Consider the following 14280-nt stretch of genomic DNA (forward strand, 5'->3'; position numbering starts at 1 on the left):
TTATGCCTCCTGCTCTTTTGACTTCGCGTTTTTCTTCGGCGATTTACGGAAGCGGTAGCGTTTATCAGAAATCGCTAGTGCGCCGCCTAATGCCATAATCAAAGAGCCAGCCCAAATCCAACGAACGAACGGTTTATAGTAAATACGAACAGCCCAAGATCGGTTGTCGTCTAAACGTTCACCCATTGCAATGTATAAGTCGCGGCTAATACCACGGTCAATGGCAGCTTCAGTCATCATAGACTTAGCCGTACGGTAGAAGCGCTTCTCAGCGTGAAGCGTATTCACGTATTTGCCATCATGTGTGATCTCAAAATCCGCGATGTAGCCATCGTAGTTTGGACCATCTTTATCACGCAGGCCTGAGAAGTAGAAATCATAACCTTGAATTTGGAAATGTTCGCCAGGTGCTAAACGTACATCACGCTCGATGCTGTAGTTCTGTACCATCGCAATACCGATAACAGATACCGCCAGACCAACATGACCCAACATCATCGCCCAGTGGCTACGCTGCAGCTTGCGAACGCCTTCACTAAAGCTATGACGGTGCGTTGCACGCTCATATAGTTCAAAGCCATGCATTGCAATAATCCAAATCGCCATTACCCAGCCAATGTAAGCCATGGTTGAGAAGAAGTCGGCAAACAGGAACACGCATACCGCAGCCAAGGCGAAAGCAAGCACACCTGAAATGAGCATTGGTTTCACAAGTTTAGATAAATTGTCTCGCTTCCAACGGATAAGTGGACCAATACCAAGTAGGAAAGCAAATGGCATCATCAACCACGCAAACAGCATGTCGAAAAATGGCGCACCGATAGAAACCGACCCCAAACCAAGCTGCTTATGTACGAGCGGCAACAGTGTCCCCACTAACACCACAACAAGTGCTGCGATAAGTAATACGTTGTTGGCTAAGAGCGCGTTTTCACGAGAGACTAAGTCGAAGTTACCTCGTACACGCACTGCCGCCCCTTTCACGGCAAACAGCAGTAAAGAACCACCGATAACGAAAACTAAGAAACCTAGAATAAACATACCGCGCGACGGGTCAGACGCGAACGCGTGCACCGATACTAAAATACCGGAACGGACTAAGAATGTGCCCAACAAACTCAACGAAAATGCAGAGATTGCCAATAGTACCGTCCACGCTTTAAATGTGCCGCGTTTTTCTGTCACGGCAAGAGAGTGCATTAATGCGGTACCCGCTAACCAAGGCATGAATGATGCGTTTTCTACTGGGTCCCAGAACCACCAGCCACCCCAGCCAAGTTCGTAGTAAGCCCACCAAGAGCCTAGTGCGATACCGAGTGTTAAAAATACCCATGCAGCGGTTGTCCAAGGACGAGACCAACGGGCCCAAGCCGTATCAAGGCGTCCAGTCATTAGGGATGCGATCGCAAAAGAGAAGGCAACCGAGAAACCAACGTAGCCCATGTAAAGCATTGGCGGGTGAACAATCAAACCAGGGTCTTGAAGCAGAGGGTTCAAGTCACGCCCGTCAACCGGGAAGAAAGGCAACGTACGTAAGAATGGGTTTGACGTTAAGATAATAAACAGTAGGAAACCTACTGAGATCATGCCCATTACGGCAAGTACACGTGCAACCGACTCTTGCGGCATACCACGACTGAATGTCGCTACAGCGACAGTCCAAGCAGCTTGGATTAACACCCATAGCAACAGTGAACCTTCGTGTGCACCCCATACTGCGGTTAAACGGTAGTACCAAGGAAGCTGACTATTCGAGTTGCTCGCTACATACTGTAACGTGAAGTCGTTGGTATAAAATCCCCAACATAAAATGGCGAAAGAGAACAACAGCATCAGGAACATAGACCAAGATAGCGGTCGCGCTGTGTTCATGAGCATGGTGTTATTATTCGATGCTCCCCACAATGGCAATACGCTCAGCAGCACAGCCATTGCAAGCGAAAGAATGAGAGCAAAGTGACCGATTTCAGCAATCATTGGCCGCTTCCTTGTTTCTGTTCGGTGCTGTATTGAAGCGGTTCATGCGTTTTCTTCATCGCTTCTGCAATTTCTGGTGGCATGTATTCTTCATCGTGCTTCGCTAGGACCTCAAATGCCTCAACTGTCGTGGCATCTTTCAGTACACCTTGAGCCACAATACCCTGCCCTTCACGGAACAAGTCAGGAAGAATACCGTCATAAGTAATCGTCACTTTAGGACCGACATCGTGCAGGTCAAAACTCACTTTCAAAGAATTAGGATCTCGACGAACCGAGCCCACAACCACCATACCACCAATACGCAGACGCTGGCCTACTTCTGGCTTGGTGCCATCTGGCTTACCATTAACCAATTCCGTTGGAGTGTAGAAAAGGTCCATATTTTGGTTAAGCGCATAAAGTATCAAACCAATAGTGGCACTAATACCGATAAAGATCGCTAGTACGATACCTAGCCTCTTTTTACGTCTCGGGTTCATAAGGTGTTCTCCATGTTCTTCGCTGCGTCGATACGAGCTTGACGGTCAATTTTTGCTTTCACTTCTTTCAATAATGCATCACCGCGGCGAAGGCTAGTGATCAGAAGAATCAGCATGGATAAGAAAGTAATACCAAACGCACTCCATACGTATGATGCGTAGCCACCCATGGCAAAAAAGTCGCTCAGAGATTCAAAATGCATAATCAATTACCTCACTGAGTTTGTTCTGTTGCGAGTTTGCGCACCCAAGGGCGGTGACTTTCTTTACTGATGATTTCGTTACGAAAACGTACCATCGTCACTGCACCAAAGAAGAACGCAAAGCCAAAGATGTTTAGCAATAACGGCCAAAGCATGTCGGATGAAATAGAAGGTTGTTCAAATTTCGTGATCGTCGCGCCTTGGTGAAGCGTGTTCCACCATTCTACGGAAAAGTGAATGATAGGTAGGTTCACGACGCCTACGATCGCTAAAATACCCGCCGCTTTTGCGGCTGTTTTCTGATCGTCAAACGCGTGATAAAGCGCAATAACACCAAGGTAGAGAAATAGAAGAATCAATTCTGAAGTAAGGCGGGCGTCCCATACCCACCAAGTGCCCCACATTGGCTTACCCCAAACGGCACCAGTAAGTAGAGCAATGAAGGTAAATACCGCACCAATCGGCGCCATCGCAAGCGCCGCCATATCAGATAGACGTACTTGCCATACTAAGCCAATAAATGCCGCAATCGCCATCGACATATAAACGCCCATAGACCAAATAGCTGATGGGACGTGAATATAGATGATTCGGAAACTGTCACCTTGTTGGTAATCTGAAGGCGCAAATGCAAGCCCCCAAACCGTACCAACCGATAAGCATACGAGGGCCAATACAGAAAACCAAGGCAGAAACTTACCACTCAAACGGTAAGCGGTTTCTGGCTTGGCATAAGGATGTAGCCATTTCCACATGTTTTGTTCTCACTCTTACTTCAGGGACACTGTCTAAAGGGCTGAGACCGTAGCAGTGCTTTAATAATAATTCTTTGATCAAGCGCCGCTTCATTGGCACTTTATTGAGTTAGTTAACACTAACTCTCAATGCGGCACTAATGGCAAAAGGCGTTAACGTCATCGCTCCCATTAGCATCGCACCTAAAATTGCTAGTTGACCGTTATACGCCATACCAAGCGCGGCGGCATCAATTGCTGATGTTGCGAAAATCAAAATTGGGATGTAGAGCGGAAGAATAAGCAAACTCAAAAGAACGCCCCCCTTTTGCAACCCAACCGTCAAAGCCACACCAATAGCTCCAATAAAACTTAGTGTCGGTGTACCGATCATCAAGGTTAGTACAACAGATAGCCAAGTATTGAAATCGAGCGAAAGTAAAACCGCCAATAATGGGCTAATTAGGATCAGAGGTAACCCTGTTAACAACCAATGTGCTATGACCTTTGAAACCACTACAAGTTGCAATGGAATCGGCATTAGCATCATTTGTTCCAATGCACCGTCTTGAAAATCATCACGAAATAGACGCTCTAATGATAATAAGGCGGATAGCAATGCGGCAACCCAAACAATGCCCGCTGCAATACGTGCTAACAAATTTGGTTCAGGCCCGATACTAAGAGGAAACAGAGTAATAACAATAATAAAGAACCAAAGCGGGTTCAGAATGTCTGCCTGACGGCGAAATGCTATCAATAGCTCGCGGCGAATGATGGTGGTCATAGATGGAATCATATCAATCACCCAACTTTATTTTTCTAAGTTTTGGGCTGTCCGAAAACATATCTTGATGCGTAGTCAACACGACAATACCGCCATTATCAGCGTGACTTGCGAACAAAGATTCAAGCACTTTGACGCCTTGCTTATCGATGGCGGTCAACGGTTCATCTAAAATCCATAAAATTTGCTTACTGAGCCATAACCTTGCTAGTGCCACTCGTCGTTGCTGACCTGCGGAAAGCTGTGCTACAGGCACATCTTCTCGACCAGCTAAACCAACTTGAGTTAAAGCAGTGAAGATTTCTTCGTCAGAAGAGCGGTTATTTTGAATAGATTGGTAAAAACGTAAGTTTTCTAGTGCGGTAAGCTCTCGTTTCACTCCAGTTTGATGCCCTAAGAACAGCAGATCTTGATGGAAAACATCACGAGATTTTTCAACCTCTTCTCCTTTCCACTTAATGATGCCTTCTTCTCTATCACCTAAACCTGTCACAATACGTAGTAACGTAGTTTTGCCAGTACCATTGCGCCCTTCTATCTGGACCAATTCACCAGGCTTAATTTCAAACTGCAGGTTTTCAAACAGGACCCTCTCATCACGGATCGCTGTCAGGTTAGATACTTCTAACATAGAGCTTCAACTAAAAAATGAACGAAGCGCTATATTAGCACAGCTTAGTTATGACAAAACAGGATAAGAGGGCTGGGATGTATGTAAGTTCATGTATTTTTGTTAATTAATCGTCACACTTTAATAAAATTAACTATAAGTAGTTATAAGCTCTCATTTTAACTTGGGGAGCGAGTGCTAAGAATGAAGAGAGCTCAAGGTAACCTAGGGCTGTATTGCAAAAAGATAATTAGTAACCGAACACAAAAAAAGAGGCTTATCGCCTCTTTTTATCGCTTTAAAACCTTTAGCGTCGACGACGTCCACGCGTCGGGTATTCTGCATCATCTGATGGCTGACCGCTTAGTGGTGGAATTTTCTCTTTTCCCGCCAGTTTTTTCTGTAGTGAAAGCATCAATTCCGCTTCAGCTTTTGGCAGTTCACACTCTTCAATGAGCTCATTGATATCTGCACCAAGCTGTACCATTTTAGAAGCTCGACTGTACAAGCGACCATCAGTATCAGCGTGCTCGAGTTCACGAATTCTCTCGTTTAGGTGCTGAATAATGTCTTGTTGTTCCGTTACTTTTTGTCCAAGACCAACGACAACCGAACGCACTTCGAGTAACTGCTTACTCAACTTTTGTACTTCTTTATCTACATGTCGAGACTGTGCTCGTTGCTGGTCTACTTGCTTTTGCAACCCCGAGCGAATGCGCAGTTGCAAAACAACCAACACCAACACGATAAAAGCGACGCCACCCGCAAGGAATGGAACAGATAAAAGAGTCTCTTCAGCCATCATTATTCAGCCCATTATAGGTGAGCCATCTCGTCCCATTCGTCATCCGTTAGGAGCTTGTTCAAATCCACAAGGATAAGAAGTTTGCCGTCACGGTTGCTCACACCTTGGATGAACTTCGCGCTTTCATCAGTACCAACAGAAGGCGTCGTGTCAATTTCAGAAGAACGTAGGTAAACCACTTCTGCCACACTATCTACCAAAATACCAATCACTTGACGCTCAGACTCGATCACAATAATACGAGTATTATCTGTAACTTCGCCTTCCATCAGGCCGAAACGCGAACGCGTGTCGATAACAGTAACCACGTTACCACGCAGGTTGATGATACCCAGAACATAATCTGGCGCACCTGGAACGGGTGCAATTTCAGTATAACGAAGTACTTCACGAACTTGCATTACGTTGATGCCGTACGTTTCTTCTTCTAGCTGGAACGTCACCCACTGAAGAACTTCGTCATTCGATGCATCTTTCTTCACTTCTACTTCAAAAGCTTGAGACATAGTTAATCCTCGTTAATGTCGTTCCCGACTTAAATCTAATTCAGTGATTTGACATCTAAACCGGCGTTTAGCATGTCAATGAGCGCCTGGACATGAATTAAGGCGCACATTTTTTCTTTTACCATGCCCGCTAGCCAAGGGCGTTTACCCGCCTGTTCACGCCAGCGAACCTTGTCGATATTGAGCGTTTCCGTCCCCATTAGTTGGTTACTGGCCAGCCCCCACATGCTCTCTCCAAGCATGACAACGTATTGGTAATTATCTTTGTAACTGTCATCGCGAAGCTTATCTGCCATCACCCATTTCGCGGTATCGACGACATCAAACTGTTGCTCACGATTTGTTTGTAGCCCCAAATACCAGGCGGGCTTTCCTATCAAATGGTTAAGCTCGCTGATGCGATGAATACCACCTAACTCATCAAGCGGTACGGCAAACGTGACATCATTCACATCAAAGTAAAGCACTTGAAAATCTTCACTTCGCTTCGTACTTTCCCAGTCAGTTGGTATTTCGGAACCTGTTTGTGTCTCGAGCTCGGTATCAACGTTCGATTCTATATTGACATCATGCTCAATCACCGATTGAGGTTCAACCAGTTCTGGCTGAGTTCCCTCAAAAACTGGCGCATCAATCACCCAGTCTTGTATCTCTTCAACTGTTTGTAACCCGGACGCCTCACTAACGGTTTGCACTTCTGGCTCAGCCGCTTTTATTTCTGCTGCAATATCAATCGTATTTTGTTCAAGAATACTATCAATATCTAACTCGGCTACAGGGTTGCTTGCTTCAAGCTGACTTAATAACCTTTGCACATCTTCCAGATTTGGGGCTTCCAATTCTGGCGGGTACGCTTCTTGAAACTGGTAAGTTTCCGGCTCCGAGTATTGAAACTGCAATTCTGGCTCTGGCTCTGGCTCTGGCTCTGGCTCTGGCTCTGGCTCTGGCTCTGGCTCTGGCTCTGGCTCTGGCTCTGGCTCTGCAGATGATATTTCTTGAGCCAGCAAGTCAAGCTCTTCCTCAAGAGTCGTTGCTTCAGCCTCATCACCCAATAGCGCATTAAAGTAGTCATCAAGCGCTTGTTCACTGGAAAGCACGTCGTTACTGCTCATCGAACGCTAACCTCTCCAGGTAAATCAGTAACTGTTTATACGCAAACACACCACGACTACCAGATGCAAAATGCGATGCTGGCAAATGCTTTAAACTAGCATCACGGAATTTGGTATCAATCGGCACCGCAGAGGTCCATACTTGATTTGGGTAATCTTTCTTCAGTTGCATCAATGTTTGCAAAGACGCTTTGGTGCGCTTGTCATACATCGTTGGAACGATAGTCACTTTGAAACCACCCGGACGAGACTTTTGCATAATGGTTAACGTGCGCATCATGCGTTCCAAGCCTTTCATCGCCAAAAACTCGGTTTGAACGGGAATCAAAATTCGGTCACTGGCGGCCAGTGCGTTCACCATCATCACACCAAGAATTGGCGGGCAGTCAATCAACACATAATCATAGTCTTGTGAGACCGATTGTAGAGCTCGTTTTAAGATCAGCCCCATCCCACTGCGATTCCCCATGACACGATCAAGCGTCGCAAGGGACATATGCGCGGGAATGATATCCATCCCTTCCAGTTTTGTCTCTAGGATTAACGGCCTCACCGTTTCACGAGAGAATGTCTTCAACTGGAATAAATCAAACAGGCTCGAAGTTACTGCGTCAGGATCATAACCAAGATAGGTAGTCAGTGATGCGTGAGGGTCAGTATCGACCATCAGTACGCGATGACCTTTTTGACTCAGCAAACCCGCTAATGTCACTGTTGAGGTGGTTTTACCCACGCCACCTTTCTGGTTAGCTACACTCCAAACAATCATGATGAATCCTACGCTAGGCCAACTTCCACCAACATGCGTTCTGCAATGCGGTCAAGCGGTAAATCTTCTGAAGAAATGCCTGCTTTAGCAACAGCTTGGGGCATACCATAAACAACACAACTTTCTTCATCTTGAGCCCAAATAGTTGAGCCTGCAGACTTCAACATACGAGCACCTTCACGACCGTCTGCACCCATGCCAGTCAGTACTAAAGAGAGCACTTTGTCACCGTACACTTTGGCTGCAGAACCAAAAGTCACATCCACACATGGTTTGTAGTTCATGCGGTCGCCGCCATCAATGATACGAAGACGAGCAGCCCCTGCTCGACCATCCACCATCATTTGCTTACCACCTGGAGCCAGGTATGCCACACCAGGCTGTAAGACGTCGCCATCTTGTGCTTCTTTCACTTGAATCTTACACAAGGTATTCAAACGGCTAGCAAATGCAGCAGTAAAGGTTGCTGGCATATGTTGGATCAACACGATCGGATGCGGGTAGTTCATCGGTAAACGCGTCAGAATTTTTTGCAAAGCAACCGGACCACCAGTCGACGTGCCAATTGCGGTCAGTTGATACTTCTTACCAGAGGCTCGGAACTTTGCCGCAGCCGGTCGAGCAGGAGCTGGAGTCGCTGGCGAAGCCGTTCTTGAACCTAGTGGACGAGCTGCCGCACTGGTACTCGCAGCAGCGCGAGTGATTGGTCGACGCATAAAAGCGCGCTTCGAAGCAATCTGAATAACTCGTTGCTGAAGCAGTGACACCGCTTCTTCGCGGTTACGTGCGATGTCTTCAAACTTTTTCGGTAAGAAATCCAATGCGCCCGCATCTAGCGCATCAAGCGTGGCTTTCGCCCCGTCATGAGTCAGGGACGAAAACATTAGGATTGGCGTTGGAGCCGCTGCCATGATTTCACGCACAGCGGTAATGCCATCCATCACTGGCATTTCAATATCCATCGTGATGACGTCCGGTTTAAGAGACTTGGCTTTCTCAACCGCCTCTCTGCCATTTACCGCAACGTCAATCACTTCTAGGCGCGATTCTGAGTTGATGATTTCGCTCACGCGACGTCGAAAAAAACTCGAATCATCAACGACTAGTACTTTAATCGCCATCTTATTCCTTTTAATAACGTCAGCTTTGCTTAAAGGCGTGAAGCCGCAGCATATCGCTTAAGTAAATCAGGCACATCTAGAATTAATGCAATATGGCCATCGCTAGTGATTGTTGCACCAGCCATGCCCGGAGTGCCTTGCAATAGATTATCGAGTGGCTTAATAACCACTTCTTCTTGACCAATAAGCGTATCCACAACAAAACCAACGCGCTGGTTACCGATCTGTACAATAACCACATGACCGTGACCAGTACGCTCTTCGACGTTTTGTGATTTGGATGCTAACCAGTTCTGTAGGTAAAATAGCGGGATAGATTTTTCACGCACAATGATCGTCAACTGACCATCTACCACGTTTGTGCGACTCAGATCCAAGTGGAAAATTTCGCTCACCGATGCCAGTGGCAGCGCAAACGGATGACCGCCAACACCAACCATCAGTGTTGGTAGGATCGCAAGCGTCAGTGGTACTTTGATGGTGATCTTAGTGCCTTTACCTAGTTCTGAATCGATATCGATTGAACCATTTAAGGTGTTGATCGCCGTCTTAACCACATCCATGCCAACGCCACGGCCAGAGATGTCAGAAATTTTATCTTTACTTGAGAAACCTGGCGCAAAGATAAGGTTGAAGCACTCTTTGTCTGTTAAACGGGCCGCCGCATCTTCGTCCATCATGCCGCGCTTAACCGCGATACCACGCAGTTTGTTCGGGTCCATACCGCCTCCATCATCTACGATGGATAGCTCAATGTGATCCCCTTCTTGCGATGCAGACAAAATCACTTTACCTGTGCGTGATTTACCTGCTTTCGCGCGATCGTCTGGCATTTCAATACCGTGGTCAACCGAGTTACGAACCAAGTGAATCAATGGATCAGCCAATGCTTCTACAAGGTTTTTATCGAGATCGGTTTCTTCACCGCGCATTTCCAGCACGATGTCTTTATTTAGATTGCGCGCCAAGTCACGGACAACGCGTGGGAAACGGCCAAATACTTTCTTGATTGGCTGCATACGCGTTTTCATTACCGCGCCTTGCAGATCCGCCGTTACGACATCAAGGTTGGCGACCGCTTTGGACATTTCTTCATTGTCGCTGTTCAAACCAAGGCTTAATAGACGGTTTCGGACCAATACAAGCTCACCTACCATGTTCATGATGGTATCAAGCGTTGAGGTATCGACACGAACGGTTGCCTCGGCCTGAGGCTTTTTAACCGCTGGCGCTTTCGCCTCTTCTTTCACCGCGACAGGTTTAGATTCTGGTTTTGGTGCTGGAGCCGGAGTTGGCGCTGCTGGTGCTGGTGCTGGCTTAACCGCAGGCTCAGGTTTCGCAGGGCTTTCCTCTACGTTTGCTGATGCCGGCTTCGTTGCCATATCCAGTTCTTCTAGCGTAGGACCTTTGCCCGCACCATGTAGCTCATCGAGTAACTTTTCGAACTCTTCGTCCGTCATTAAGTCACTATCTTGATTTGCTGACGATGCAACTGGCGCAGCTGGTTCTGCCGCTTTAGGAGGTTCTACTGGTGCAGATGCTGCAGCCTCTGCCGCTGATGGACTTTTGCCGACGCCGTGAAGTTCGTCAAGTAGACGTTCAAATTCATCGTCAGTGATATCGCCACTTTCAACTGATGGCGCACTTGATTGAGGGGGCTCTGATGGCGTTGTTGGTGTCGCAGGTTCTGAAGCGCCTGGAGCTGAGCCTTTACCATGAAGTTCATCCAGCAGCTTTTCGAATTCGTCTTGGGTAATTTCATCAACAGAGCCGACACTTGACGCTGGCGCGGCAGGTTCTTCAATAACAGGCTCAGGAATGACAGGTTCAGGAGTAACCACTGGTTCTTCAACCACGGTTGCAGCGACTTCATCTTCTGATTCAGGTTTACATAGACGATGAAGTTCTTCAAGAAGGGCAGGATCCGCAGCTTCCAATGGTTCACGATCTTGAACGGCTTGGAACTGGGTATTGACCGTATCCAACGCTTTTAGCATCGTATCCATTAAGTTTTGCGTGACCGTGCGTTGGCCGTTTCGTAAAACGTCGAACACGTTCTCCGCACCATGACAAGTATCGACTAGCTCTGCCAAAGACAGGAAGCCAGCACCGCCTTTTACGGTGTGAAACCCGCGGAAAATTGCATTAAGTAAGTCTTTGTCTTCTGGGTTATTTTCCAATTCAACCAACTGCTCAGAAAGCAGTTCGAGAATTTCCCCAGCCTCAATGAGAAAGTCCTGAAGAATATCTTCGTCTAAATCGTAGCTCATACGTTACCTTTAAAATCCAAGACTGGACAACAAGTCATCGACTTCGTCCTGCGATGAAACCGCATCTTCTCTCAGTTCTGGATGAAGAATCGGGCCTTCGGCTTCGCTTGTTTGTGTATTCTTTTTATCTGCCGGTTCTGACAAAACTTGAATGTGTTCTTCAGGTTTATTTCCAGAGAATACGGTTAGGATTTCCACTAAGCGGCCTTCTACTTCATTTACCAACGTAATTACGCGGCGAATAATTTGGCCAGTTAGGTCTTGGAAGTCTTGCGCCATGAGAATTTCGGTCAATTGACCACGCAACTCAGTGCTGTCACCTTCGACTTGAACTAATAGCTCGTCGATTCGGTGACAAAGTGCTTTGAATTCGCTTAATTCGATGCGCCCGTGCATGAGTTCATTCCATTGAGGACGAACTTTCTGAAGGCAATCATGCAGGTTGTCAGCGATAGGAAGGCAGCAGTCGACTGCATCCATCGTTTTGTTGGCTGCTAGCTCTGTCTTCTCGATCACATAATTAAGACGATCCCTTGCGTTAGGGATTTCGTCTTTCGCAATTTCGGTCATGCGCTGATCGAGACTGAACTGCTTGAGTGATTCGTGAAGGTCTCGAGTTAAGGCTCCAATTTCTTGCAGCATTGGATTCTCGGCACCTTCGTAGATCGAGGCAACAAGCATATTGGCTTGGTCTTGTTCCCCGTTTTCTAGCATTTGAACGAGTGACTTCGCCTGCTCTAGTGAGATCATTCTGAATAGACCCTTTTACGTTTAGTTCTTCTTATCACTTTAAAAACGCTAAACGAGTCATTTAATAGGTATTTAATAATTGGTATGAATGACTCGAATAACAAAGAGAAAAAGAGAGAGTTATAAACGCTCGAAAATTTTATCTAATTTTTCTTTTAATGTTGCAGCAGTAAATGGCTTAACAATGTAGCCGTTTACGCCTGCTTGAGCAGCTTCAATGATCTGCTCACGCTTCGCTTCAGCCGTGATCATTAGAACTGGCAAATGCTTAAGTTCTGCATCCGCGCGGATGTGTTTAAGCAAATCGATGCCTTGCATACCTGGCATGTTCCAGTCAGTTACAACAAAATCGAAGTCACCTTTTTTCAGCATTGGTAATGCGGTTAAACCATCGTCCGCTTCTTGAGTGTTATTGAAACCCAAGTCACGAAGCAGGTTTTTAACAATACGGCGCATTGTTGAGAAATCATCAACAATAAGGATCTTCATGTTTTTATTCAAAATTGCCTCCACTGAATCGTAAAATCAGTGTTTTTAGTCATTTTGTGTCCACGCACTGAGCTTGGTGCGCAAACGTTGCATCGCTTGACTCAGTATTTGACTTACGCGAGATTCGCTTACGCCTAACACATCGCCAATTTCTTTCAAATTGAGTTCTTCATCATAATAAAGCGAAAGTACCAAAGCTTCACGCTCTGGAAGCTGTTTTATTGATTCAACCAGTGCTTTTCGAAATGATTCATCGGCAACCCCTTTGAACGGGTTACTGTCATCAGTTTCATCTGCAGGTGAAATCACATCATCAGAAACGCCTAAATCTTCAATACCGACTAATTTTGAGCAGTTGATATCGGTCAGAGCACTATGATATTGATCCAGTGTCATACCGAGATGCGTGGCTACTTCAGAATCAGTAGGATCTCGATTTAATTCGCCTTCCAGTTCCGCAATCGCTTGGTTAATCTCTCGATTATTTTTATGAACAGAACGCGGTACCCAATCGCCTTTGCGCATGTCATCTAACATTGCACCGCGAATACGGATACCTGCATAAGTTTCAAAGCTCGCACCTTTAGAACCATCATAATTCTGCTGAGCTTCGATAAGACCGATCATGCCGGCCTGAATTAAATCCTCTACCTGAACACTCGGCGGTAAACGGCCTAATAGGTGGTGAGCAATGCGCTTAACCAACACTGAGTAGCGCTCTATAAACGCTTGCTGGCTATTAAACTTGCCATGTTGGTCATAGGTTATCGCTTTATTCACCAAAAGGGTCCTCTGCGAATTCGGTACGATTTAGCAACCTTTCCACAAAAAATTCCAAGTGTCCACTTGGTGTTTTCGGTAGTGGCCACGTTAACGCTTTGTTTGCTAGTGAGCTAATAGCTAAAGCGGCAGGTGAGCGAGGGAACGCATCAACGACAATTTTTTGTCTTTTTACAGCCTGTCGTACTTTATCATCTAATGGAATACATGCTACGAGTTCAAGGCTGACATTCAAGAATCGCTCTGTGACTAGCGTCAACTTTGCAAACAATTCTCGCCCTTCACGGTAGCTTCTGACCATATTTGCTACAACTTTAAAGCGTTGGACCTGGTGTTCTTTACTTAACAGCTTAATTAACGCATATGCATCTGTGATTGAAGTTGGTTCATCACACACAACCACAACGACGTCTTGAGCTGCTCGCGAAAAACTGATTACCATGTCAGAAATGCCTGCGGCGGTATCTATCAGCAGGACGTCCATTTCGTCTTCAAGACTACCAAATGCTCGAATGAGTCCAGCATGTTGAGCGTGAGAAAGCTCAGTCATGCTCTGTGTGCCAGAAGTTGCAGGGATTATCTTTATACCATAAGGCCCTTCGACAATCGCATCTTTTAGCTCACATTCACCCGCTAAGACATGTCCTAGATTACGTTTTGCACGAATTCCGAGCATCACGTCCACATTGGCCAGACCTAAATCAGCGTCGAGAACCATCACCTTCTTGCCTTGGCGAGCCATACAAATCGCCAGACCCAGTGTTACGTTTGATTTCCCCACACCACCTTTGCCGCCAGTAACAGCAATCACTTTGGTCAACGATGGTTGTGTTAAGCGACGGAGGCCGCTTGCTTGATCGTGTATCATATTCTCAGTCATAGTAG

General features: G+C 46.3%; 16 protein-coding genes. All 16 read right to left on the reverse strand.

Features of this window, described 5'->3' with window-relative positions; all coding sequences use genetic code 11:
* The 16 genes from ACWYVB_RS10440 to ACWYVB_RS10515 all read right to left on the reverse strand — a co-directional run bounded on the left by ACWYVB_RS10440 (position 1) and on the right by ACWYVB_RS10515 (position 14275).
* Entirely contained in the window at positions 1-1977 is a 1977-nt protein-coding gene (locus tag ACWYVB_RS10440; RefSeq protein ID WP_053808770.1) for a heme lyase CcmF/NrfE family subunit, read from the reverse strand.
* Positions 1974-2459, reverse strand: coding sequence for a cytochrome c maturation protein CcmE (ccmE, locus tag ACWYVB_RS10445; RefSeq protein ID WP_005380516.1), 486 nt, complete (start codon positions 2457-2459; stop codon positions 1974-1976). The genes ACWYVB_RS10440 and ccmE overlap by 4 nt, the downstream gene beginning before the upstream one ends.
* Positions 2456-2662, reverse strand: a complete 207-nt coding sequence (gene ccmD, locus ACWYVB_RS10450) for a heme exporter protein CcmD (protein WP_005380515.1) — start codon at positions 2660-2662, stop codon at positions 2456-2458. Before ccmD ends, ccmE begins: the two co-directional genes overlap by 4 nt.
* 11 nt (positions 2663-2673) lie before the next feature.
* Positions 2674-3417 carry a heme ABC transporter permease gene (locus ACWYVB_RS10455; protein WP_005394301.1) on the reverse strand — a complete coding sequence of 248 codons (744 nt, stop codon included), beginning with the start codon at positions 3415-3417 and terminating at the stop codon, positions 2674-2676.
* A gap of 109 nt (positions 3418-3526) precedes the next feature.
* Positions 3527-4195: a heme exporter protein CcmB gene (ccmB, locus tag ACWYVB_RS10460; protein WP_006741714.1), complete on the reverse strand. Its 669-nt coding sequence runs from the start codon at positions 4193-4195 to the stop codon at positions 3527-3529.
* Between the two features lies 1 nt (position 4196).
* On the reverse strand, positions 4197-4814 hold the full coding sequence (gene ccmA, locus ACWYVB_RS10465) for a cytochrome c biogenesis heme-transporting ATPase CcmA (protein WP_012841536.1): 618 nt from the start codon (positions 4812-4814) through the stop codon (positions 4197-4199).
* 286 nt (positions 4815-5100) lie between these two features.
* Positions 5101-5595, reverse strand: coding sequence for a DUF2802 domain-containing protein (locus ACWYVB_RS10470; RefSeq protein WP_046875563.1), 495 nt, complete (start codon positions 5593-5595; stop codon positions 5101-5103).
* Positions 5596-5609: 14 nt separating this feature from the next.
* On the reverse strand, positions 5610-6104 hold the full coding sequence (locus ACWYVB_RS10475; RefSeq protein ID WP_005380507.1) for a chemotaxis protein CheW: 495 nt from the start codon (positions 6102-6104) through the stop codon (positions 5610-5612).
* A 35-nt stretch (positions 6105-6139) separates the two neighbouring features.
* On the reverse strand, positions 6140-7216 hold the full coding sequence (locus ACWYVB_RS10480) for a chemotaxis protein CheW (protein ID WP_395222183.1): 1077 nt from the start codon (positions 7214-7216) through the stop codon (positions 6140-6142).
* A complete protein-coding gene (locus ACWYVB_RS10485) occupies positions 7206-7985 on the reverse strand; it encodes a ParA family protein (protein ID WP_047008841.1) in 780 nt (259 codons plus the stop codon). Before ACWYVB_RS10485 ends, ACWYVB_RS10480 begins: the two co-directional genes overlap by 11 nt.
* 8 nt (positions 7986-7993) lie before the next feature.
* The gene (locus ACWYVB_RS10490; RefSeq protein WP_047008842.1) at positions 7994-9106 is read right to left on the reverse strand and encodes a protein-glutamate methylesterase/protein-glutamine glutaminase; all 1113 of its coding nucleotides are present in this window, start codon (positions 9104-9106) and stop codon (positions 7994-7996) included.
* Between the two features lie 29 nt (positions 9107-9135).
* A complete protein-coding gene (locus ACWYVB_RS10495) occupies positions 9136-11376 on the reverse strand; it encodes a chemotaxis protein CheA (RefSeq protein WP_256954292.1) in 2241 nt (746 codons plus the stop codon).
* A 9-nt stretch (positions 11377-11385) separates the two neighbouring features.
* Positions 11386-12126, reverse strand: coding sequence for a protein phosphatase CheZ (locus tag ACWYVB_RS10500; protein ID WP_006741709.1), 741 nt, complete (start codon positions 12124-12126; stop codon positions 11386-11388).
* Between the two features lie 120 nt (positions 12127-12246).
* On the reverse strand, positions 12247-12615 hold the full coding sequence (gene cheY, locus ACWYVB_RS10505) for a chemotaxis response regulator CheY (protein ID WP_017635949.1): 369 nt from the start codon (positions 12613-12615) through the stop codon (positions 12247-12249).
* Positions 12616-12660: 45 nt separating this feature from the next.
* Positions 12661-13395: an RNA polymerase sigma factor FliA gene (locus ACWYVB_RS10510; protein ID WP_048625854.1), complete on the reverse strand. Its 735-nt coding sequence runs from the start codon at positions 13393-13395 to the stop codon at positions 12661-12663.
* Positions 13388-14275, reverse strand: a complete 888-nt coding sequence (locus ACWYVB_RS10515) for a MinD/ParA family protein (protein WP_005380498.1) — start codon at positions 14273-14275, stop codon at positions 13388-13390. Before ACWYVB_RS10515 ends, ACWYVB_RS10510 begins: the two co-directional genes overlap by 8 nt.
* Positions 14276-14280: the final 5 nt, after the last annotated feature.

This window comes from Vibrio sp. JZG10 (assembly GCF_054064075.1).

Bases quoted from the DNA above. Each gene is read 5' to 3' on its own strand.
- ACWYVB_RS10440 (WP_053808770.1), bottom strand. From the start codon at position 1,977: ATGATTGCTGAAATCGGTCACTTTGCTCTCATTCTTTCGCTTGCAATG.
- ccmE (WP_005380516.1), bottom strand. From the start codon at position 2,459: ATGAACCCGAGACGTAAAAAGAGGCTAGGTATCGTACTAGCGATCTTT.
- ccmD (WP_005380515.1), bottom strand. From the start codon at position 2,662: ATGCATTTTGAATCTCTGAGCGACTTTTTTGCCATGGGTGGCTACGCA.
- ACWYVB_RS10455 (WP_005394301.1), bottom strand. From the start codon at position 3,417: ATGTGGAAATGGCTACATCCTTATGCCAAGCCAGAAACCGCTTACCGT.
- ccmB (WP_006741714.1), bottom strand. From the start codon at position 4,195: ATGATTCCATCTATGACCACCATCATTCGCCGCGAGCTATTGATAGCA.
- ccmA (WP_012841536.1), bottom strand. From the start codon at position 4,814: ATGTTAGAAGTATCTAACCTGACAGCGATCCGTGATGAGAGGGTCCTG.
- ACWYVB_RS10470 (WP_046875563.1), bottom strand. From the start codon at position 5,595: ATGGCTGAAGAGACTCTTTTATCTGTTCCATTCCTTGCGGGTGGCGTC.
- ACWYVB_RS10475 (WP_005380507.1), bottom strand. From the start codon at position 6,104: ATGTCTCAAGCTTTTGAAGTAGAAGTGAAGAAAGATGCATCGAATGAC.
- ACWYVB_RS10480 (WP_395222183.1), bottom strand. From the start codon at position 7,216: ATGAGCAGTAACGACGTGCTTTCCAGTGAACAAGCGCTTGATGACTAC.
- ACWYVB_RS10485 (WP_047008841.1), bottom strand. From the start codon at position 7,985: ATGATTGTTTGGAGTGTAGCTAACCAGAAAGGTGGCGTGGGTAAAACC.
- ACWYVB_RS10490 (WP_047008842.1), bottom strand. From the start codon at position 9,106: ATGGCGATTAAAGTACTAGTCGTTGATGATTCGAGTTTTTTTCGACGT.
- ACWYVB_RS10495 (WP_256954292.1), bottom strand. From the start codon at position 11,376: ATGAGCTACGATTTAGACGAAGATATTCTTCAGGACTTTCTCATTGAG.
- ACWYVB_RS10500 (WP_006741709.1), bottom strand. From the start codon at position 12,126: ATGATCTCACTAGAGCAGGCGAAGTCACTCGTTCAAATGCTAGAAAAC.
- cheY (WP_017635949.1), bottom strand. From the start codon at position 12,615: ATGAAGATCCTTATTGTTGATGATTTCTCAACAATGCGCCGTATTGTT.
- ACWYVB_RS10515 (WP_005380498.1), bottom strand. From the start codon at position 14,275: ATGACTGAGAATATGATACACGATCAAGCAAGCGGCCTCCGTCGCTTA.